At 58.4% G+C, this 18,627-nt stretch carries 17 protein-coding genes and 3 tRNA genes; 7 read left to right on the plus strand and 13 right to left on the minus strand.

Annotated features, from left to right (window positions below; all coding sequences use genetic code 11):
- Positions 1-279 precede the first annotated feature (279 nt).
- Complete coding sequence (mgtE, locus tag D7241_RS16745; RefSeq protein ID WP_408102482.1) at positions 280-1,728, minus strand: magnesium transporter; 1,449 nt, start codon at positions 1,726-1,728, stop codon at positions 280-282.
- A 317-nt stretch (positions 1,729-2,045) separates the two neighbouring features.
- On the opposite strand from mgtE, the gene D7241_RS16750 reads away from it, so the two are divergent.
- Complete coding sequence (locus tag D7241_RS16750; RefSeq protein ID WP_408102483.1) at positions 2,046-2,537, plus strand: DUF4124 domain-containing protein; 492 nt, start codon at positions 2,046-2,048, stop codon at positions 2,535-2,537.
- Positions 2,538-2,590: 53 nt separating this feature from the next.
- Here the strand turns inward: D7241_RS16750 and D7241_RS16755 are convergent.
- The 11 genes from D7241_RS16755 to rnd all read right to left on the minus strand — a co-directional run bounded on the left by D7241_RS16755 (position 2,591) and on the right by rnd (position 12,088).
- Positions 2,591-2,667, minus strand: a tRNA-Arg gene (locus tag D7241_RS16755).
- A gap of 70 nt (positions 2,668-2,737) precedes the next feature.
- Positions 2,738-2,814 (minus strand) — tRNA-Arg (locus tag D7241_RS16760).
- Between the two features lie 108 nt (positions 2,815-2,922).
- Positions 2,923-3,013: transfer RNA gene (locus D7241_RS16765), tRNA-Ser, on the minus strand.
- Positions 3,014-3,075: 62 nt separating this feature from the next.
- The gene (gene csrA / locus D7241_RS16770) at positions 3,076-3,261 is read right to left on the minus strand and encodes a carbon storage regulator CsrA (protein WP_003283978.1); all 186 of its coding nucleotides are present in this window, start codon (positions 3,259-3,261) and stop codon (positions 3,076-3,078) included.
- Between the two features lie 183 nt (positions 3,262-3,444).
- On the minus strand, positions 3,445-4,680 hold the full coding sequence (locus tag D7241_RS16775) for an aspartate kinase (protein WP_408102484.1): 1,236 nt from the start codon (positions 4,678-4,680) through the stop codon (positions 3,445-3,447).
- 129 nt (positions 4,681-4,809) lie between these two features.
- Positions 4,810-7,434 (minus strand): alanine--tRNA ligase, encoded by a 2,625-nt coding sequence (gene alaS, locus D7241_RS16780; protein WP_408102485.1) that lies wholly within the window; start codon positions 7,432-7,434, stop codon positions 4,810-4,812.
- A 179-nt stretch (positions 7,435-7,613) separates the two neighbouring features.
- The gene (gene ltaE, locus D7241_RS16785; RefSeq protein ID WP_408102486.1) at positions 7,614-8,618 is read right to left on the minus strand and encodes a low-specificity L-threonine aldolase; all 1,005 of its coding nucleotides are present in this window, start codon (positions 8,616-8,618) and stop codon (positions 7,614-7,616) included.
- 61 nt (positions 8,619-8,679) lie between these two features.
- Positions 8,680-9,906 carry a hypothetical protein gene (locus D7241_RS16790; RefSeq protein WP_408102487.1) on the minus strand — a complete coding sequence of 409 codons (1,227 nt, stop codon included), beginning with the start codon at positions 9,904-9,906 and terminating at the stop codon, positions 8,680-8,682.
- A gap of 52 nt (positions 9,907-9,958) precedes the next feature.
- Positions 9,959-10,408 (minus strand): YcgN family cysteine cluster protein, encoded by a 450-nt coding sequence (locus tag D7241_RS16795; RefSeq protein ID WP_408102488.1) that lies wholly within the window; start codon positions 10,406-10,408, stop codon positions 9,959-9,961.
- A gap of 265 nt (positions 10,409-10,673) precedes the next feature.
- Entirely contained in the window at positions 10,674-10,967 is a 294-nt protein-coding gene (locus tag D7241_RS16800) for a YcgL domain-containing protein (protein ID WP_408102489.1), read from the minus strand.
- Positions 10,964-12,088 carry a ribonuclease D gene (gene rnd / locus D7241_RS16805; protein WP_408102490.1) on the minus strand — a complete coding sequence of 375 codons (1,125 nt, stop codon included), beginning with the start codon at positions 12,086-12,088 and terminating at the stop codon, positions 10,964-10,966. The genes D7241_RS16800 and rnd overlap by 4 nt, the downstream gene beginning before the upstream one ends.
- A 141-nt stretch (positions 12,089-12,229) precedes the next feature.
- Between rnd and D7241_RS16810 the strand changes: the two genes are divergently transcribed.
- A complete protein-coding gene (locus tag D7241_RS16810; protein WP_408102491.1) occupies positions 12,230-13,075 on the plus strand; it encodes a sulfurtransferase in 846 nt (281 codons plus the stop codon).
- Between the two features lie 175 nt (positions 13,076-13,250).
- On the plus strand, positions 13,251-14,525 hold the full coding sequence (locus D7241_RS16815; protein ID WP_408102492.1) for an OmpP1/FadL family transporter: 1,275 nt from the start codon (positions 13,251-13,253) through the stop codon (positions 14,523-14,525).
- A 39-nt stretch (positions 14,526-14,564) separates the two neighbouring features.
- Here the strand turns inward: D7241_RS16815 and D7241_RS16820 are convergent, their stop codons facing one another.
- Positions 14,565-15,113 carry a glutathione peroxidase gene (locus D7241_RS16820; protein WP_255978727.1) on the minus strand — a complete coding sequence of 183 codons (549 nt, stop codon included), beginning with the start codon at positions 15,111-15,113 and terminating at the stop codon, positions 14,565-14,567.
- A 161-nt stretch (positions 15,114-15,274) separates the two neighbouring features.
- Here D7241_RS16820 and D7241_RS16825 point away from each other — a divergent pair, with 161 nt between their 5' ends.
- From D7241_RS16825 to modC, 4 genes are read left to right on the plus strand one after another with little or no spacing between them, the layout of a single operon-like run.
- Positions 15,275-16,087: a TOBE domain-containing protein gene (locus D7241_RS16825; protein WP_408102493.1), complete on the plus strand. Its 813-nt coding sequence runs from the start codon at positions 15,275-15,277 to the stop codon at positions 16,085-16,087.
- 10 nt (positions 16,088-16,097) lie between these two features.
- The gene (gene modA / locus D7241_RS16830) at positions 16,098-16,850 is read left to right on the plus strand and encodes a molybdate ABC transporter substrate-binding protein (RefSeq protein WP_408102494.1); all 753 of its coding nucleotides are present in this window, start codon (positions 16,098-16,100) and stop codon (positions 16,848-16,850) included.
- A 10-nt stretch (positions 16,851-16,860) separates the two neighbouring features.
- Complete coding sequence (modB, locus tag D7241_RS16835) at positions 16,861-17,541, plus strand: molybdate ABC transporter permease subunit (protein ID WP_408102950.1); 681 nt, start codon at positions 16,861-16,863, stop codon at positions 17,539-17,541.
- Positions 17,538-18,626 (plus strand): molybdenum ABC transporter ATP-binding protein, encoded by a 1,089-nt coding sequence (modC, locus tag D7241_RS16840; protein WP_408102495.1) that lies wholly within the window; start codon positions 17,538-17,540, stop codon positions 18,624-18,626. Before modB ends, modC begins: the two co-directional genes overlap by 4 nt.
- The last annotated feature ends 1 nt before the right edge of the window (position 18,627 follow it).

The raw sequence follows: 18,627 nt of genomic DNA on the forward strand, positions 1-18,627 counted from the left end.
TGGTTAAACGGTTCACCTGAATGCCAGCCTGCGGAATACTGTCATAAACGCCTCGATTTCGGTCGGGGCGTTTGTCGTTTGGCTCCTGAAGTTCTGTTCCTAGCCGCCCAGATCATCCAGGAAAACCTGAGCACCGCTCCGAGGGCCGTCAGGTACGAATGTCCGCATCTATTGATACAGGCGTTATTCTTCATTCCGGTTGCGAACTGCTTATTCGCTTGATCGGTAGCCCGAAAAACAGATACAAGGTAAACGCCAAGCTGCAGCAAACTGAAGGAATCAAAGAAGAAAAAGTGTCGCCAGTCCTAGAAAAATGAAGAAACCGCCACTGTCGGTTACAGCTGTGATCATTACGCTGGAACCCAACGCAGGATCCCGCCCCATGCGGGCCAGAGTCACCGGAATCAGAACGCCCATCAGTGCTGCCAGCAGCAAGTTGAGCGTCATTGCTGCCGTCATCACGACACCGAGCGACCAGCTGCCATACAGCCAATAGACCACGGTGCCGATAACCCCACCCCATATCAGGCCATTCAGCATGCCAACACCCGCTTCCTTACGCAGCAGGCGAGCACTGTTGCCGGTCCCCATTTGGTCTAGCGCCATCGCCCTGACAATCATTGTGATGGTCTGATTGCCCGAATTGCCGCCAATCCCGGCAACGATCGGCATCAACGCGGCGAGTGCCACCAATTTTTCGATCGAACCGTCGAAAAGACCAATCACGCGCGAGGCGATAAATGCCGTGATTAGATTCACCGCCAGCCACGCCCAACGGTTGCGCAACGACTTCCAGACCGAGGCGAAGATGTCTTCTTCTTCGCGCAGACCGGCCATGTTGAGCACTTCGCTTTCGCTTTCTTCGCGAATCAGATCGACCATCTCATCGATGGTCAAACGGCCAATGAGCTTACCGCTCTTGTCCACCACAGGCGTTGAAACCAGGTCGTAGCGCTCGAATGCTTGCGCCGCCTCGTAGGCATCCTCGTCTGGATGGAAGGTCACCGGATCGCTGGCCATTACCTCGGCGACCTGCTTCTCGGGGTCGTTGACCAACAGCCGCTTGATGGGAAGAACCCCCTTGAGCACACCGTCGTAATCAACTACGAACAGCTTGTCGGTATGCCCAGGCAATTCCTTCAGTCGTCGCAGGTAGCGCAGAACCACCTCAAGACTCACGTCCTCTCGGATCGTGACCATCTCGAAGTCCATCAGCGCACCAACTTGATCCTCTTCATAGGATAAGGCCGAGCGGACACGCTCACGCTGCTGCGCGTCGAGAGTTTCCATCAGTTCGTGAACAACGTCGCGAGGCAGCTCCGCCGCTAGATCCGCCAGCTCGTCGGCGTCCATTTCCTTGGCAGCGGCGAGGAGTTCGTGATCGTCCATGTCGGCGATCAGCGTTTCGCGAACCGCGTCGGAGACCTCAAGCAGAATGTCGCCGTCCCGGTCCGATTTGACCAGCTGCCATACCGTCAGACGATCATCGAGCGGCAACGCTTCGAGAATATGAGCGATGTCGGCCGGGTGTAGTGCTTCCAGCTTGCGCTGTAGTTCGACGAGGTTCTGGCGATGCACCAGATTCTCGACCAACTCCTGATGCTGCCCTTCCTGCCCCTGGCGATGAGCCAGATCTTCAACGATCTTATGGCGATGAAGCAGCTCGACGACTTGCGCCAGGCGATCCTGGAGACTTTCTTGCGGTTTTTTTGCTTCTACTTCAGTCATGGCGCACTCCACCCCCAGCGGTCGGAGCGCGCCAGGGGATCAATCATTCGATTCGTGATTGGCAAGCGAAACTTTTATACGACTACTGGGCAAATCCATGAGAGGAATCCAGAAACCCGGAAGGGCGGACCGCGCAATAATACCACCGCAACCGCCAAGCCAGACCACGAAATACAAGCAATACAATCGCTTGCACCGCAATCTCAGTAAGGATTGCTTACTACCAGTGTCGACGCATTCACGTTGCAGGAAGGCACGACTGCAGCGACAGAAATTATTAGCTAGGCTGGCTCGGCAATCGTCAAGGAGGACAACTAATGAACAATCTACTCACAGCAAGTTGTTGCGCGCTGCTTCTCACTGCCACCCCAACGTTCGCCGTAAACATTTATCGCTGCGTCGACGAAGCAGGTCACCTGACCTTCACCCGACAAGGCTGTCCAACGAATCAGTCTGGGCAGTTACAAGAAGCATTGAATCCAACACCAAGCTCCGGCAAGGCCGTTCCCATGGCAAAGCCAAAACCGCGACGCAAGATAAGCCACGCAGAACCAGACAGATCGCTCACCGTCGTAGGCATACAGGACGACGGGTGTGGTAACCGCGTGACGGGCAGCGCAAGACGCCATGCAATGATTAGCCAGCAGGCCCTTCCCGGCATGACCCGCGCCGACATCGAAAGCACTTTCGGCACACCGGACACTGTCACCGGCCGCAACGGACAGGTGCAGTATCGCTACATCGCTGACAAAGGCCGGACAAGAACCGTCAGCTTCGATGAGCATGGATGCGTTCGCGGCAAGCGCTGAAAGAAGCGCAAACGAAAAAGGGCCTGCATCGCTGCAGGCCCTTTTTCATTTTTTGGTGCACTCAGGAGGATTCGAACCTCCGACCGCTCGGTTCGTAGCCGAGTACTCTATCCAGCTGAGCTATGAGTGCATTAGCGCTTGATAAACCAGATCACCGCTGGTTACAGCAACAAATCACATTTCTGCGACTTGTTTTAATATGGTGCACTCAGGAGGATTCGAACCTCCGACCGCTCGGTTCGTAGCCGAGTACTCTATCCAGCTGAGCTATGAGTGCACTGAGGGTGCGCATTATAAGTTCGTGATTTTATCGGTCAAGTTCTTTAATTCAATGATTTCTCATCAAATTTCATTGCTAAACCAACTCACGATCCGACTATGCAAATGGCGGAGAGGGGGGGATTCGAACCCCCGACACCCTTTTGAGATGTACTCCCTTAGCAGGGGAGCGCCTTCGGCCACTCGGCCACCTCTCCGCAACACGGGGCGCATAATACCCATCTTTACCCCGCTTGCAAAGCCAAAAAGCAGATAAAAATTAATGGCTTGGTTCTTGATCTTTCTCTTTTTGGATCCGTTGATAAATCTCCTCGCGATGCACCGCTACCTCTTTGGGTGCATTCACTCCTATACGCACTTGATTTCCCTTAACACCCAGTACAGTGACAGTCACATCGTCACCCACCATCAGGGTCTCTCCGACCCGGCGAGTCAGAATCAGCATTCCTTTCTCCTTAAAAACGGATTCAATTCAGTAAACAGTCTGCAAAGATAAAAACGGATAATGTTCCGTGAGACATCGACCCTAGAGCCTTTCACCAGCTATTGACCAGTAGGAACGAGTCTAAAGTTCCTTTTACGCTGTTCAAATCGACGGAAGGTGCGAATTGGTCGCACCTTCTGCCAATCACTCCACTTTTCCAGCCGGAGCGTCCAACTCGAAAGCGGTGTGCAGCGCCCGCACCGCCAGCTCTAGATACTTCTCTTCGATTACCACCGACACCTTGATTTCTGAGGTGGAGATCATCTGAATGTTGATGTTTTCCTTGGCCAGCGCTTCGAACATGCGACTGGCGACGCCCGCATGTGAGCGCATGCCCACACCAACGATCGACACCTTTGCGATATCAACATCGCCGATGACCTCGCGGGCACCCATTTCTCGCGCGATGCTTTCGAGCACCTGTAGCGCGTTATGGTAGTCGTTCCGGTGCACAGTGAAGGTGAAATCGGTGGTGTTATCGTGCGCGACGTTCTGCACGATCATGTCGACCTCGACGTTCGCCGCACTGATCGGCCCGAGAATCTTGAAGGCCACTCCGGGCGTATCCGGCACACCACGAATGGTCAGCTTGGCTTCGTCACGATTGAAAGCGATGCCGGAAATAATGGGCTGTTCCATGGATTCCTCTTCATCAAGGGTAATGAGGGTTCCCGGACCCTCCTGAAAGCTGTGCAGCACGCGCAAGGGCACGCTGTATTTACCGGCAAACTCCACGGCGCGGATCTGCAGCACCTTGGAGCCGAGACTCGCCATCTCGAGCATTTCCTCAAACGTGATCTTGTCGAGGCGTTGGGCCTTTGCAACGACACGGGGATCGGTTGTGTAGACGCCATCGACATCGGTATAGATCTGACATTCGTCGGCCTTCAGCGCCGCGGCCAGCGCTACACCCGTGGTATCCGAGCCACCACGTCCGAGCGTAGTGATGTTGCCGCCTTCGTCCACGCCCTGGAAACCGGCGACCACAACAACACGGCCCGCCTTGAGCTCCTTGTGGATGCTCTGCGAATCGATCTGGAGAATGCGGGCCTTGGTGTGAGCGCTATCGGTCAGGATACGAACCTGACTGCCCGTGTAAGACACCGCCGGCACGCCAATCTTGATCAGCGCCATCGCCAGCAAGGCGATAGTCACCTGCTCGCCGGTCGAAACCATCACATCCAGCTCACGAGCTACTGGCTGCTCAATGATCTGTTTGGCCAGATCGATCAAGCGATTGGTTTCACCGCTCATTGCCGAGACCACTACAACAATATCGTCGCCGTTGTCGCGGAATTTCTTGACCTTTGCCGCCACTTGCTCGATGCGCTCGACGGAGCCCACCGAGGTACCTCCAAACTTCTGTACGATCAAAGCCATTTCATAGCCGCCTAAGCCCGTCACGGGCGCTCATTAAACAATCAACCCAAGCCGCCAAGTACACCGGACAGCGGCCTGCCCGGTGCGCCATACGTCGTAATACTTTTCTAGCCGGCCTTGTACTGCTGGCTACAGGCTTTGCTCGACGAAGGACTGGGCAAGCGCCAACGCTTCATCGAGGCGGCCGGCATCGGTCCCGCCACCCTGCGCCATGTCAGGCCGACCACCGCCTTTGCCGCCAACAATGGCAGCTGCCTGCTTCATCAAATCGCCCGCCTTCAGCCGGCCGGTCAGATCCTGAGTCACCCCAGCCACCAGCACGACTTTTTCGTCCTGCACACCGCCAAGAAGGATCACGCCGCTACCGAGCTTGTTCTTCAGCTGGTCGACTAATGCCAGCAATGCCTTACCGTCCAGGCCGTCCACCCTCGAGGCCAGCGTCTTCACGCCTTTGATATCGACAGCAGAGCCGGCAAGGTCGTTACCGGTAGCGCTGGCTGCCTTGGCCTTGAGCTGCTCGAGCTCCTTCTCCAGCTGGCGATTGCGCTCCAACACTGAACCCAGCTTATCCAATAGGTTGTCGCGACTGCCTTTGATCAGTGCGGCCGCTTCTTTCAACTGGTCTTCGGCACCATTCAGATAGGCCAACGCCTGCTCGCCAGTGACCGCTTCGATACGACGCACACCGGCCGCGACCCCGCCTTCACTGACAATCTTGAACAGGCCGATGTCGCCGGTACGCTTGACATGGGTACCGCCACAGAGCTCGACCGAGAAGCCACCACCCATAGTCAGGACCCGCACCTGATCGCCATACTTCTCGTCGAACAGCGCCATGGCACCTTTCGCCTTGGCCGTCTCGATGTCGGTTTCCTCGATTTCAACGACGGAGTTGCCGCGAATCTCAGCGTTTACCTTGTCCTCGAGCGCCTTAAGCTGTTCAGGTTTGATCGCCTCGAAATGACTGAAGTCAAAGCGTAGACGTTGACTATCCACCAGCGAGCCTTTCTGACTGACGTGCTCACCGAGAACCTGCCGCAACGCTGCATGTAGCAGATGTGTTGCCGAGTGGTTCAGCGCTGTCGCCTGGCGAACCGAAGCGTCGACGGTGGCATCGACTGTCGCACCCACCGCCAAACTGCCGCTATCGAGAATGCCGTGGTGGAGAAATGCGCCGCCCGCCTTGCTGGTATCGCGAACATCGAAGCGCAGCCCCTCATCTGACAGGAAACCGCAGTCGCCGATCTGGCCACCGGATTCAGCATAAAATGGCGTCTCGTCGAGAACGACTACGCCCTCCTCGCCCGCCGAAAGGCTCTGTACGGCCATGCCTTCCTTGAACAACGCCAGCACCTTGCCGCGGCCGGCAGTGCTCAGGTAACCGGTAAAGCGGGTCTCACCCTCTACCTTGACCAGATTGTTGTAGTCCATGCCGAAGGCGCTGGCCGAACGCGCGCGCTCGCGCTGAGCTTCCATTTCGCGTTCGAAGCCTGCTTCGTCCAGCGTCAGTTCGCGCTCCCGCGCGATGTCACCGGTGAGATCGACGGGAAAGCCGTAGGTATCGTAAAGCTTGAAAATCACTTCGCCCGGAATGACATTTCCCTTCAGCTCTGCCAGATCCTGTTCAAGAATCTTCAGCCCTTGCTCAAGTGTCTTGGCGAATTGCTCTTCCTCGGTCTTCAGCACGCGTTCGATATGTGCCTGCTGGGTTTTTAGTTCGGTGAACGCTTCGCCCATTTCCGCAACCAGCGCGGCGACGATCTTGTAAAAGAAGCTGCCTTTGGCGCCGAGCTTGTTTCCGTGTCGGCAGGCACGGCGGACAATCCGCCGCAGCACGTAGCCGCGGCCTTCGTTGGACGGCGTCACGCCATCGGCGATGAGGAAACCGCAGGAGCGGATATGGTCGGCGACGACCTTCAGCGAAGCTTGACCGTCATTGCCGCAACCGATGGCTTGCGCGGACGCATCGAGCAAGCTCTGAAACAAATCGATTTCATAATTCGAGTTGACGTGTTGCAGCACCGCACTGATGCGCTCCAGCCCCATGCCGGTATCCACGCTTGGCGCCGGTAATGGGTGCATGACGCCGTCCGCGGTGCGGTTGAATTGCATGAACACGTTGTTCCAGATCTCGATGTAACGGTCGCCATCTTCTTCTGGAGAACCGGGCGGGCCACCCCAGATGTGTTCGCCGTGGTCGAAGAAAATTTCGGTACAAGGACCGCAGGGGCCGGTGTCGCCCATCGCCCAGAAGTTGTCCGAAGCGTATGGCGCGCCCTTGTTGTCACCGATGCGCACCATGCGCTCGGCCGGCACGCCGACGTTCTTGGTCCAGATGTCGTAGGCTTCATCATCGCTGGCGTAGACGGTAACCCAGAGTTTTTCCTTGGGCAGGTTCAGCCACTGCTCAGACGTCAGAAATTCCCAGGCATAGCTAATCGCGTCGCGCTTGAAATAGTCGCCAAAGCTGAAGTTGCCGAGCATCTCGAAGAAGGTGTGATGACGCGCGGTATAGCCGACGTTCTCCAGATCGTTGTGCTTACCGCCGGCTCGTACGCATTTCTGGCTGGTCGTGGCGCGGGTGTAGGCGCGCTTTTCCAGGCCGAGGAAGCAGTCCTTGAACTGGTTCATGCCGGCGTTGGTAAACAACAGGGTCGGGTCGTTCGCCGGAATCAGCGAACTGGAGGCCACACGGGTATGGCCCTTCTCTTCGAAGAAGCGGAGGAAGGCTTCACGGATTTCTGCGCTTTTCATAGATTTCTTCCAGAAGACTGCGGCCGAACGGCTGCAAAACGACACGGCGAGGCGGCACCGGGAGCCGGTTCGCAACTATCCCAATGGATAGCCGGCAAAGGGCCGCATTATATCGGGCCTACGCCGCGCGCATAGAGGATAAGTAAGATTGAATCAAGCTATTCGACAGCAATTCTGGCCTATGCCCTGGTAAATGCGGCGAAGCTCTCAAGAATGGATTCGACATGCTCGGGAAGCACGTCTAGGTGCGTCACCATTCGCAACCGCGGTGCTGCAGTGAGGATTATTCCGCGCTGCGCGCAGAACGCTTTAAGCGCCCCGGCCCGAGCCCCCATCTGCACATAAACCATATTCGTCTGCACCGGCTCGACGACGTACCCTAGCGCTTCAAGGCCTTTGGCTATTTCGAGGGCGCGCTGATGATCGTGCTCCAGACGCTGCACCTGATGCTCCAGTGCATAGAGCCCGGCGGCAGCCAGCACGCCAGCCTGACGCATGCCGCCACCAACCATCTTGCGCAGCCGTCTTGCCTTTGCGATGAAGGCCTCGTCGCCGCAAAGCACTGAACCGACCGGCGCACCCAAGCCTTTCGATAGACACACCGATACCGAATCGAAGTGGCGGCTGATGTCCTGTGGCGTGCATTTCAACTTGACTACGGCGTTGAACATCCGAGCACCGTCGAGATGCAAGGCAAGCCCGCGTTCGCGCGTGAATGCTCTCGCCTCGGCCAGATAAGTCAGTGGCAGGACCTTGCCATGCATGGTGTTTTCCAGCGCCAGCAGACGGGTGCGCGCAAAGTGGAAATCGTCCGGTTTGATCGCGGCGGCCACTCGCTCCAGATCCAGCGACCCATCAGCTTCCATCTCGACCGGCTGGGGCTGGATCGAGCCCAGCACCGCAGCGCCACCCGCCTCGTATTTGTAGGTATGGGCCAACTGGCCGGTGATGTATTCGTCTCCGCGCTCGCAGTGCGACATCAGCGCCAATAGATTGCTCATGGTGCCGCTGGGCACGAACAAGCCCGCGGCCATCCCCAATTGCGCCGCCAGGGTCTGCTCCAGCCGGCGTATCGTCGGATCTTCGCCATAGACGTCGTCACCCGTCGGTGCGCTCAGCATCGCCTCGCGCATACCCGGAGTGGGCTGGGTGACCGTATCGCTGCGAAGATCGATGAGACTCATGGCAATTCCTTATTGGATTGGAACTCATACCGCTGATGCATTGGTGCCAGGTTCGCCCAATTCAACGCAACAGGCGGGTATCCAGAACGGCCGAGCCTCTACCCAACATCGTTTCGGTGATATTGACGAAGTCGTCAGTGGTGACCTTGTCGAGGCGCATCAGCCCGCGTGCGACGTCATCCAGAGAGTGACGGTTCTTGCTGCGCTGTCGGATTTCGCGGTCCAGCTCCTGCAGCAATAACACCGCCCTGGCCGTGACGGGACCACTGGAACGTTCTGTGCGCAGGCTGTCGACCTTACGACTCCACTTTGTCAGATGCTCACGAACCAGTTGGTAGCGATCCTCGCTCATGCCGCCTGCGCGGCGCATCAACTCGATGGCGTAGTACTCGGCCAACCCTTCGCTGATCCAGTCGCTGCGATCGGCATCGGTGATTCGGCTGAACACATGCACTAATTCATGGACCAGCGAACTAGTGCCATTCTCGCTGACCAACGGACGATCCGCGTGCATGAACAAGGAATTCGGGCCAGAAAGGCCGCCCCGCCACATAGGGTCGCCGGCACCGACAATTAACAACTTCTTCGGATCACGGGGAAATACGTTCTGAACCTCGGGCCAGACGAACGTCAGCAGCGTGAGGATATCCATCCGACGCAGCCCTTCGTCTACCGGGCCGGCTACCGTTACGTCGGTTTCACCGAGTCTGGCCCGGCGGCTGCCAAGCTTGCCGGCAAGAATCCAACCGGTCGGGCGATCGAAAAGGCGCTCGGGGTTATCGATGCGAAACCGATTTTCGCCTACCCGCGGCCAGCCAGTTTCTACACTCTTCCAGCCCTTAGGCAGTTCAATCTTCATACGCGAGATCAGCCTGACGCCGTCCTGCTGATCGACGCGACCGGCAGGTATGAGATCGTCGCCTCGCAGCAACACCCAGTCATCGGTCATCCGCGCATCGAAGCGGCCGCTTTTTCGCTGATGACTGACTTTCATCCGATAGCTCAGCCGAGCTTTACCAGCACCTGGCCGCCAAACGCCGCGACCACCCTCTTCCTGCCAACCGCCTTCGGTGTTGGTCTCGAAACCGCTATAAAGCCCCTCGTCGCCGAGATTGAAATCGAGGTATCTGATGGCACTGCCGTCCTCGACAATCAGCTCGACCTCAGCCACGCCCTGTTCAGGGACGAACTTGACGTTGAAATCCAGATCGACGCGCTTGGCCGCTTGCGCCTGAGCGGTGAACAGCAACAACAGAACGGCTAGCAGCGGTAGTTGACGGAGGGACATCGAGCGGCTCCAGATAAAATTCAGTGCTATGACGACGCGGTCAGATGTTGATTCAACCGGCCCGGAAAATCAGATGATCTTCCCAGTCATCCTCGGAGACCGCTCCCTCGGCAATCATTCGTCCGGACTGGGAAATACGCTCGACATGCACGGCATCCGGGTCGCCGCAAACCAGATGATGCCAAAGCGGGAGGTCCTTGCCTTCGGCAACGAGTCGATAGCCGCAGGTGGGCGGCAGCCATTTGAATTGAGCTGCATCGGTAGCAGTCAACTGAACGCAATCAGGCACGCTGGCGCGCCGATTGGGGTAATCGGTGCAGCGGCAGGTTTTCAGGTCAAGCAGCTTGCAGGCGATACGGGTGTAGTAGACGCTGCCGTCTTCCTCATCCTCTAGCTTTTGCAGGCAGCACAACCCGCAGCCGTCGCAAAGCGACTCCCATTCGGCCGAGTCCAGCTCGGCGAGGGTTTTGCGCTTCCAGAAGGGTTCGACTTTTGCCGCCATGAAATTGCCGTCTCATTAAAAGACGCGAGTCTAGCAGGCCGTTGGAGAACTACCTACGTTGGCAATACTGCGTTAAAAACAGCCTCAAAATGCTCATTTACAGTACGTAAACTCCGCTTTTTCGGCTGTTTTTTGCCTTGTCTTGCCTGCCTCGCCTACGTTTCAACGGCCTGCTATCCGTCGCCATATGGCCTGTCAAGCTTGGCTGCGCGCGGAGCGATTAAGAAGGCCGGCAGCCGACCGGCGGCTGTGCCTGCTCGTGACATTACACAGGGTCGTTGCGGCGCAGCAGTTCGTCTGGCAAATGTTCGATGTATTCCTCCTCAGGCGGTGGCATCTGAAGGTGGTAGCCCTGTTTATCCAGGTTATCGAACACCGTCGCGATGTCTTCGCGCGCCAGCTTGCGCTCCGGAGTCAGAACAATATCGAAGGCGTGCTGCGGCGGACCGAAGGCGGTAAGCAACGCTTCGGGTACACGCGCCAGCGCCTCGCTGCGTTCGACGTACAGATACATCTCGTTTTTTCGCGGACTTCTATAAATAGAGCAAATGCGTTTCATGACTTCTTTTCCAGTACATCGAGAAGGGCTTGCCCCATTCGCTCACGGCGCCATCCCCGCAGCGACTCGGGCAAGCGATAGGGGCCATCGGGATAGCCACTTTTTAACAACGCTTCGAGCACTTTCTTGCGCAGCATCAGCTCGGGAGCGATATCCAGAGTCTGAGCTTCATGCTGTCCAACAGCACGGAGCTTTTTCAACAGGCCCGATGCGTCCAGCGGCAAGGGCTCGGGTAAAGGCTCGGGCCAATCCTGCTCAGGCGTGGTGGCAGCGGTACGGATCAGTTCGAGCAACGTTTCGCCATCCTGCCTGACGGTGCGCGGATGCATGTCCTCGATGCGCGCCAGGCCGACCAGATCGGAGGGCTGGGTACGAGCCAGCGGCCACAGGCTATGCTCGCGCAGGACCCGATTCCGCGGCTGGTTGCGCTCTCGCGCCTGGCGCTCACGCCACGCAGTCAAGACGCGCAGCACCGCCAGTTGTTTCGGCTTGAGGCGCCAGGCCTGCTTGACCTCACGGTAAGCCTCGTCAGGATCGGTTTCACGCTGCAGGTTCGTCACCAGCTCAGCGCCGTCCTCCAGCACCCATGCGCGCTTGTCTTCGGATAGCTTTGGCATCAGCGCTTCGTACAGTTCGGCCAGGTGCTGCGCATCTTCGACGGCGTATTGAATCTGGGTCTCGCTGAGCGGTCGCTGCAGCCAATCGGAACGCGTCTCTCCTTTGGGTAATTCGAGACCTAACACCGCCTGTACCAACCGCGAATAACCCATGGAAAAACCGATATTCAGGTAACCGGCGGCCAGCTGCGTATCGAACAACGGTGTCGGCAAGCTGCCAGTGAGACGCCAGAGCACTTCGAGGTCTTCGCTGCAGGCATGTAGAACCTTTACCACCGCCTGGTCTTCCAACAAACCGGCAAAGGCAGCCCAATCGGTAATCAGCAATGGATCGATCAGATAGGCACAGCGCCCGTCGCCAACCTGCAGCAAGGCAGCTATCGGGTAAAAGGTATCGACCCGCATGAACTCGGTATCCACCGCGACATATGGCAACTGGCGCCATTCGGCGCACAGGCGGGCCAGATGAGCGTTATCCAGGACCCATTGAGTTTCGATGGCCACTAGGCCCTCCTTTGTTATTCGGCTTGCGATCGGCGTCCGATCGAAGAGGCGCGCAGTATATATCGCGACCGTCTAATCGCTGCGCAAACATCGGCGAGGACCTGCGTGCTAACGTTTCGCGATTACAGAAGGAGCCCCACCATGCCCATCGCTCAACTGATCAGTCCGGAACATTTGTCCAAGCGTCTGCAACAATCAGGTCTACGCATTCTCGATTGCCGCTTCGCCCTCGACGACGCTGGATATGGACGGCGCAGCTATGCCGAGGCGCATATTCCTGGCGCCCGCTATGCCGATCTCGAACGCGACCTGTCAGGAGAAATAGTCCCAGGCGTTACCGGCCGGCATCCGCTGCCGCGGCCGCAGGATCTGGTAGAGAAGTTCAGGAATTGGGGACTGCACAACGACAGCGATATCGTGCTCTACGATGACGGCCCAGGCGCGTTCGCCGCTCGGGCGTGGTGGCTGCTGGCCTGGCTGGGCAAGCGTGACGGTGTCTATCTGCTCGATGGCGGTTTCAAGGCATGGCGCGAGGCCGGGCTGTCGCTGGATGCGAGCGTTCCTGCTGATAGAGTCGGTAGTTTTTCAGGCCACCCGGATGACAGCCTGATCATAGAAGCAGCTCAGCTGTCGAATCGGCTCGAGACGCCAGAACTGACCCTTATCGACGCACGCGCTCTGCCGCGCTTTCTTGGCGAAGTCGAACCAATCGACCCGGTTGCGGGCCACATTCCTGGCGCAAGCTGCGCCCCATTCACCGAAAACCTGGACGCCACGGGGCGCTTTCTGCAATCCGATCAGTTGCGCTCTCGTTTCGATCAGCTACTGACCGACAGGTCACCTGAATCGCTGGTGGCCTATTGCGGTTCGGGCGTGACCGCGTGTCACAACCTGTTTGCGCTGTGCCTGGCTGGATATCCCTTGGCGAAACTGTATCCAGGGTCTTGGAGCGAGTGGATCACCGATTCGCAGCGGCCCGTTGCGTGAATTTCGCTCTGCCGGAAGGTGGCTTATCGGTCATATTCTGCCCAAACGGTTTTAACGAATTTCGGAATAAATCTCTGCCGATCGTCGTGATATTTACGAAAAATTGCACTCTTCCGTTTGCGAGGAATCTGAAAACCTTGGTAGGGTCCGACCCGCTTTTTCCCAGGAGTCCACAATGAAAACAACATGGTTGAAGACCGCGATAGCGGTGGCTGTAGGTGCGCTTTCCACTCAGGCTCTCGCTGCCGGTTTCGCCCTCAACGAGCAGAGCGTCAGCGGCATGGGCACCTCATTCGCAGGTCGCTCCTCTTCTGCCGATGACGCTACTACGGTCTTTGGTAACCCTGCAGGTATGGCACTGCTCAAGCGCGAGCAGGTCAGCGTCGGCATGGCTGCGATCAATGCCAAGACAGATATTAAGGATGCCAGTGGCGTTCCGCCTACTGGCAGCAATGACGGTGACATGGTCCCGGTAACAGCCGTTCCGATGGGCTATTACGTCAAGCCAATCGACGATAAATGGGCGCTGGGTCTAGGCGTCTATGTTCCATTCGGGCTGATTACCGACTATGAAAATGGCTTTCAAGGCCGTTATTTCGGTGACTACAGCGAAGTACGTGTAATCACCGTACAGCCCACCGTCAGCTATCGATTCAACGAGAAATTCTCGGTCGGCTTTGGCCCGACGATCAACCGTATCGATGGACAGCTGGAGAGTGCAGTACCACCCGTGCTTGGTGCGAGCGATAGCCGAGTAAAAATCAAAGGCGACGATACCGCCCTTGGTTTCAACATCGGCATGCTGTACGAGTTCAGCCCGCATACACGGGCGGGGTTAACCTATCACTCAAAAGTCGACTACAAGCTAGAGGGCGATACCGAGATCACCGGAAGCGATTTGGCTTTGGGATCTTTTGGCGCCTATGGCAAATACGATGCCTCGCTTGATCTGGAGACGCCGGAATCCATCGATTTCTCACTCACCCATGAGCTGAACGATCAATGGACGATCTACGGCGGCGCAACGCTGACCCGCTGGAGCCGTCTCGAATCGATCGTTGTGGAAAACGAAGGTGTGGCGCCTGGCCCAGCCTCAGGTCTTTTCGGAACGATTTCCGAAGAACAGGACTGGCATGACACTTGGTCCTACGCCCTCGGCGCGGCTTACAAATTGAATAAGCAGTGGACGTTGCGTACTGGCGTGGCGCTTGATCAGAGCCCGACCAACAATACCCACCGCTCCCCGCGCATCCCGACTGGCGATCGCACGGCGGTGAGCTTTGGTCTGGCATGGAACCCAACCGACGATATGACTGTTGATCTGGCCTACTCTTATCTATGGGAAGAGGACACCAAAATCAGTCAGGCAAGCGCTACGCATGGCGCCTACAACGCCACCTACGAAAACAGCGCCCATGGCTTCGGCGCAGCCATGACCTACCGCTTCTGATGCACCCCGCCCCGGCCGCTCGGTCGGGGCATCCCCCCGCTATTTGCCCAACGCTTTTTCCACCGCAGCGATCAGCTCAGGGTCATCCGGCTCGACCTTGCTGGAAAAATAGTCGACCACTTGACCGTTGCGATCCACCACGTACTTGTAGAAGTTCCAGCGCGGCGCGCCTCCGGCCTGCTCGGCTAATTCCTTGAACAGCGGCGTCGCATCGCTACCGCGCACCGGTTGCGTTTGCGCCATCGGGAAGGTCACGCCGTAATTGACATAGCAGACTTCAGCCGTCTCGGCAGCATCGTCCGACTCCTGAAAGAAATCATCGGACGGCACACCTAGAACCGCCAATCCCTCGTCCTTGTATCGCTGATAAAGCGCTTCTAGGCCTTTGAACTGTGGTGCGAAGCCACAAAAGCTGGCGGTGTTGACGACCACCAACGCCTTGCCCTGGAACTGCTGGCAAAGATCGATGGTTTCCTTCGAACGCAGTTTCGGCAGGTCATGCTGCAGCAAGGCCGGGCACTGATCCGCCGTGGCATTGCCGGCCAGCAGCGTGAGGGCGAGTGAGGCAACGATTAGTTGGATTCTCATGGCAAATCTCCGAGCAGGGTCGCCACACGCTACGCCTGAGCCATCCAACCGGCAACGCCTGCCTTTTCAGCCAACGCAGCAAATTCCAGACAGCTTCGTTTACGCTATATACAAATCTATATAACGATTGGCAGAATGGCCCGCATTCACGAGGGCCAAACATGAACGATCCACAGCATCTCGGGCCATTGCGCATCGACGGGCAACTCTGGTTCAACCGCGGCGAGAAGGGTTATCTCGGCGGCAAACGCATCGAACTGCTGGAACAGATCGAGGCGACCGGCTCGATCAGCCGCGCGGCAAAGGCCATTAACCTCAGCTACAAGGCCGCCTGGGATGCTGTGGACGCGATGAACAATCTCTCGGAACGGCCGCTGGTGATTCGCGCAGTTGGGGGCGCCAAAGGCGGCGGTACCCAGCTGACCGACTTCGGTCGCGAAATGCTGCACGTCTGGCAGCGCATGCAACAGGAATACGAACGCTTTCTCGCCCAGGTGGCACATGGCATCGAAGGCTTCGACGACATCGACAAACTACTCCGGGCAATCGCCATGAAAACCAGTGCGCGCAACCAGTTTCGCGGACGCATCACCCGTGTCGAAAAAGGCGCAGTGAACGGCAGCCTGAGCCTAGATATCGGTGAAGGCCAGACGATTACCTCAACCCTGACCAACGACAGCATCGACGAACTTCACCTGGCGCCAGGCAAGACCGCGATGGCGCTGATCAAGGCCAGCTTCGTGCTGCTGTCGCCCGACCCGGCGGTGAAAATTAGCGCCCGCAATCGCCTGACCGGCACCATCAACGGATTGACGCCCGGCGCGGTGAACTGCGAGGTCAAGTTGCTGCTGCCCGGCAACCGCACGCTGGGCGCGGTCGTTACCAACGAGAGCGCCGAGGAGCTGGGCCTGGCACTCGGACAATCCTGTACGGCGCTGATCAAGGCGTCTCACGTCATCATCGCCGTGGACTAAGGAAATACGGATGAAACGTCTTTGCACAATCGCCGCCCTGTTTACGATTGCGCTGCTGCCTATAGCCGGCCACGCCGCTGAGGTGCAGGTCGCGGTGGCGTCGAACTTCACCAAGCCGATGCAGGCCATCGCCAAACGCTTCGAACAGGACACCGGGCACAAAGCCGTGCTCGCCTTTGGCGCGACCGGAAAGTTCTATGCGCAGATTCACAACGGCGCGCCGTTCGGCGTGCTGCTGGCTGCTGACGAAGCGGTCCCAGCCAAGCTTGAAAGCGAGGGCCTGGGCGTTGCCGGAAGCCGCTTCCCTTACGCCATCGGCACACTGGTGCTGTGGTCGGCACGCAGCGATTACATCGATGACCAAACCACACTGACTCGGCAACCCTATCGACATCTTTCCATCGCCAATCCGAAAACCGCACCGTATGGCGCCGCGGCCATGGCCACGCTAGAGAAGCTCGGCCTGACCGAATCAACGCGTGGCCGGCTGGTGCAAGGCGAAAACATCGCCCAGGCGCATCAGTTCGTGGCCAGCGGCAACGCCGAACTCGGTTTCGTCGCCCTCTCTCAGGTCGTAGACAAGGGTGTGATCGGCGAAGGTTCCGGCTGGATCGTACCGGCTTCTTTTCATCCACCTATTCGCCAGGATGCCCTTCTGCTGAACAAGGGCCGCGACAACCCCGCCGCTCAGGCTCTGCTCGAATACCTCAAAAGCGCAAAAGCCGCCGAGGTGATCGAGGCATACGGCTACAGCCTGGAATGACGTCGCCATGATGCCGCTGAACGACGCAGGCTTGGCAGCCATCCTGCTGACACTCAAGCTTGCCGGCATTACCACGCTGTTGTTGCTGGTGATCGGCACGCCGATCGCCTGGTGGCTGGCGCGTACCCGTTCACGCCTCAAGGGGCCGATCGGTGCGGTGGTGGCGCTGCCATTGGTGCTGCCGCCAAGCGTGCTGGGCTTCTATCTGCTGGTCGCCATGGGCCCGAACGGTCCGGTCGGACAGCTGACGCAAAGCCTCGGGCTCGGCACTCTGCCGTTTACCTTTGCGGGTCTTGTGGTGGGCTCGGTGTTCTATTCGATGCCCTTCGTCGTGCAGCCGCTGCAGAACGCCTTCGAGGCCATCGGCGAACGCCCCCTGGAGGCTGCCGCGACCTTGCGTGCCGGGCCGCTGGATACCTTCTTCAGCGTCGTTCTCCCGCTCGCTCGCCCTGGATTCGTCACGGCCAGCATCCTCGGCTTCGCCCATACCGTCGGGGAATTTGGCGTGGTGCTGATGATCGGCGGCAACATCCCCGAGAAAACCCGCGTGCTGTCCGTGCAGATCTACGATCACGTCGAGGCCATGGAATATGCGCAAGCGCACTGGCTGGCGGGCGGCATGCTGCTGTTCTCTTTCCTGGTCCTGCTCGCGCTGTACAACAGCCGCCTCAAGCAAGGGTGGCGCGGATGAACGGATCAAGCAGCATTCAGGCGCAGCTGCGAATGGACCATCCCGGCTTCCGGCTGGACGTGGATCTGAAGCTGCCCGGACGCGGCGTGACTGCCCTGTTCGGCCCTTCGGGCTCCGGCAAGACCAGTTGCCTGCGTTGCATCGCGGGCTTGGAGCGCAACGCAACCGGGCTGATCGAGATCAATGGCGAGTGCTGGCAAGACTCGGCCAGCGGCTGTTTCGTACCGCCGCACCGGCGTGCGATCGGCTATGTGTTTCAGGACGCCAACCTGTTCGCCCATCTTTCGGTGAAGCGCAACCTGGAATTCGGCATGAAGCGTGTCGCGCGGAACGAGCGCCGCGTGATCTGGGAGCAGGCGGTCGAACTGCTCGGTATAGGTCATCTGCTCGACCGCATGCCCGAACGCCTGTCGGGCGGTGAGCGACAGCGTGTCGGCATTGCCCGCGCTCTGCTGACCAGCCCGCGACTGTTGCTGATGGACGAGCCGCTGGCGGCGCTGGACTTCAAACGCAAGCAGGAAATCCTGCCGTATCTGGAACGGCTGCATGACGAGCTGGAGATTCCCGTCCTTTATGTCAGCCACTCGCCGGACGAAGTGGCGCGACTCGCCGATCATGTGGTGCTGCTGGAAAATGGGCGCGCGATTGCTCAGGGCGGACTGCTGGAAACCCTTGCCCGCCTCGACTTGCCGACCGCCTTCAGTGAAGACGCGGGCGTAGTCATCGAGGCGCAGGTTGCAGAACATGACCCGGCCTATCACCTCACACGCCTGGTGTTTACCGGCGGCGAAGTGCTGGTGGGGCAGCGTGATGAAGCGATCGGCCAGCGCCTGCGCTTTCGTGTCCATGCGCGGGACGTCAGCCTGACGCTGGAACGCGCCGAAGGCACCAGCATCAGCAACCTGCTGCCGACCCGCGTCGAACAGATCGCCGATGCCGATACGCCCGCGCACGTTCTGGTGCGCCTGGATGCCCAAGGCACGCCGCTGCTGGCGCGTATCACCCGCCGCTCGGCGGATCAGCTTGGCGTCGTGGAAGGCAAAGCGTTATGGGCGCAGATCAAGGCCGTCGCCCTGCTCGGCTGAG

Source organism: Stutzerimonas sp. VN223-3, assembly GCF_045999685.1.
Classification (GTDB): Bacteria; Pseudomonadota; Gammaproteobacteria; order Pseudomonadales; family Pseudomonadaceae; genus Stutzerimonas; species Stutzerimonas stutzeri_AR.

Bases quoted from the DNA above. Each gene is read 5' to 3' on its own strand.
- mgtE (WP_408102482.1), bottom strand. From the start codon at position 1,728: ATGACTGAAGTAGAAGCAAAAAAACCGCAAGAAAGTCTCCAGGATCGC.
- D7241_RS16750 (WP_408102483.1), top strand. From the start codon at position 2,046: ATGAACAATCTACTCACAGCAAGTTGTTGCGCGCTGCTTCTCACTGCC.
- csrA (WP_003283978.1), bottom strand. From the start codon at position 3,261: ATGCTGATTCTGACTCGCCGGGTCGGAGAGACCCTGATGGTGGGTGAC.
- D7241_RS16775 (WP_408102484.1), bottom strand. From the start codon at position 4,680: ATGGCTTTGATCGTACAGAAGTTTGGAGGTACCTCGGTGGGCTCCGTC.
- alaS (WP_408102485.1), bottom strand. From the start codon at position 7,434: ATGAAAAGCGCAGAAATCCGTGAAGCCTTCCTCCGCTTCTTCGAAGAG.
- ltaE (WP_408102486.1), bottom strand. From the start codon at position 8,618: ATGAGTCTCATCGATCTTCGCAGCGATACGGTCACCCAGCCCACTCCG.
- D7241_RS16790 (WP_408102487.1), bottom strand. From the start codon at position 9,906: ATGTCCCTCCGTCAACTACCGCTGCTAGCCGTTCTGTTGTTGCTGTTC.
- D7241_RS16795 (WP_408102488.1), bottom strand. From the start codon at position 10,408: ATGGCGGCAAAAGTCGAACCCTTCTGGAAGCGCAAAACCCTCGCCGAG.
- D7241_RS16800 (WP_408102489.1), bottom strand. From the start codon at position 10,967: ATGAAACGCATTTGCTCTATTTATAGAAGTCCGCGAAAAAACGAGATG.
- D7241_RS16810 (WP_408102491.1), top strand. From the start codon at position 12,230: ATGCCCATCGCTCAACTGATCAGTCCGGAACATTTGTCCAAGCGTCTG.
- D7241_RS16815 (WP_408102492.1), top strand. From the start codon at position 13,251: ATGAAAACAACATGGTTGAAGACCGCGATAGCGGTGGCTGTAGGTGCG.
- D7241_RS16820 (WP_255978727.1), bottom strand. From the start codon at position 15,113: ATGAGAATCCAACTAATCGTTGCCTCACTCGCCCTCACGCTGCTGGCC.
- D7241_RS16825 (WP_408102493.1), top strand. From the start codon at position 15,275: ATGAACGATCCACAGCATCTCGGGCCATTGCGCATCGACGGGCAACTC.
- modA (WP_408102494.1), top strand. From the start codon at position 16,098: ATGAAACGTCTTTGCACAATCGCCGCCCTGTTTACGATTGCGCTGCTG.
- modB (WP_408102950.1), top strand. From the start codon at position 16,861: ATGCCGCTGAACGACGCAGGCTTGGCAGCCATCCTGCTGACACTCAAG.
- modC (WP_408102495.1), top strand. From the start codon at position 17,538: ATGAACGGATCAAGCAGCATTCAGGCGCAGCTGCGAATGGACCATCCC.